Source organism: Cellulomonas sp. IC4_254, from assembly GCF_011603975.1.
GTDB lineage: Bacteria > Actinomycetota > Actinomycetes > Actinomycetales > Cellulomonadaceae > Cellulomonas.
Genome location: NZ_JAANNB010000349.1, coordinates 1 through 1771, shown reverse-complemented (window position 1 = coordinate 1771; position 1771 = coordinate 1). Strand labels below are relative to the sequence as shown.

Below are 1771 nucleotides of genomic sequence, written 5' to 3'. Positions count from 1 at the left end.
GCTCGCCGGGAGCGCGGCCGTCGCGCTCAGCCCGGCCAGGACCAGCAGGCCCAGCCGCAGCGTGTCGAGGCGCACCTCCTCGTTGACGGCCACGGCCGCCTCGACCTGAGCGGGGTCGGCGTCGGTCCGGGACAGCACGGCGCGCAGGTCGTCGTTGCTCACGAAGTCGACGGAGTCCAGGTCGACCTGCGCGACCAGCGACGGCGGCAGCTCCGGGCGCGCCAGCACCGCGCGGCCCACCCCGACGCCGAGGATCGTCACCAGCAGCGCACCGACCAGCGCGGTCCCGACGGCCGACGCGAGGTTCTGCGTCGTCCCGCGGATCGACCCCACGTCCCCCGCGAGCCGGCGCGGCGCCGCCGTCACCAGCACGTTGAACACCAGCGTGACGAGCGCCCCCTGCCCGACGCCGAACACCACCAGCCCGAGGATCGTCGGCAGCGTCTCCCAGTTGTTGGTCACGACCAGCGACAGCCAGACGAGCGCCACGGTGGTCAGCCCGAACCCCGCCAGGCCGATCGTCCGGGGCGGGAACCGGTCGTACAGCCGGACCACCAGCGTCGCCACGACGAACACCGTGAGGTTGAACGGCATCATCGCGAGCGCGGTGTCCAGCGGCGTGCGCCCCTGCACGATCTGGATGTAGAGCGGCACGGTGAAGTTGAGCGCCGCCTCCAGCGCCACGACCGTGAACATCGCGTAGACCGCGGCCCGCTCGCGCGGGGAGCCCAGCACCGACAGGTCGACCAGCGGGGTGCGCCCGGTCGCCACCCGGTGCCGCGTCCACCGCACGAACGTCTGGCCGAGCACGACGCCGACGACCACCAGGACCGGCGCCGGCGACACCCCGGCGACGTCGAACGGCGCCCCCGGCGAGGCGAGCAGCAGCCCCCAGGCGTCGAGGTTCTGGAACCCGGTCGACACCAGCGCCACGGCCGAGCCGACCAGCACGGCACCGAGGCCGTCGAGCCGGACCGCCGGGTCGCCGGGCACCGGAGGCAGCCGGACGCTGAGCAGGAGGACCGCCACCGCGAGCGCCAGCGCGACCCCGAACACGGGCCGCCAGCCGACGAACGTGCCCAGCACGCCCCCGACGAGGAACGCCGCGACCCCCGCGAGCGCCCGCGCCGAGCCGAGCGACCCGATCGCGGTCGCCTGCTGGTCCCCGCCGTAGCTCGCCGCGATCAGCGCGACGAGGGAGGGCACGATCACCGCCGCCGACGCGCCCGCGAGCGCCTGGGCCGCGATGGCCCAGCCCACCGACGGCGCCAGCAGCATGAGCACGCTCGACGCCGCGAACGAGGCCACGACGACCCGGAACGCCCGGACCCACCCGACCCGCTGCCCGACCTTGGCGCCGGTCATCACCAGCCCGGCGACCGCCAGGCCGTAGGTGACGATCGTCGCGCTCACCGCGGTCGGCGCGACGTCGAAGTCCGCCACCATGCCGCCGATCGACACCGGCAGCGCCGCCAGGTTGAACGCCATCAGCACCTGCGCGAGGAACAGGCACGCCAGCGGCAGCCACGACGCGCGCTCCCCCGGCACGACGACCGCGCGCGCCCGCTGCCCCTCGCTCATCCGACCGGCTCCCCTCCTGGCGGTCGACGGGCCGCGCCCTCCCGGGGACGGTCGACGTCAGGGTGCTCCCGCCAGGGCCCGGGCGTCCAGGCCCGCCGTCACCTGCGACCCCCGCGTGCGACGCTGCCGCCGTGACGACCGACCTGCTCTGGGTCGCGGCCCTGGCGGCGCCGGCCGCGCTGGGTGCTGC

Annotated in this window: 1 protein-coding gene; it reads right to left on the bottom strand. The window is 75.8% G+C overall.

Annotated features, from left to right (window positions below; genetic code table 11):
• A partial coding sequence (locus G6556_RS18660; RefSeq protein WP_166944628.1) for an MFS transporter occupies positions 1-1581 on the bottom strand: 1581 nt, incomplete at its 3' end.
• Between the last annotated feature and the right edge of the window lie 190 nt (positions 1582-1771).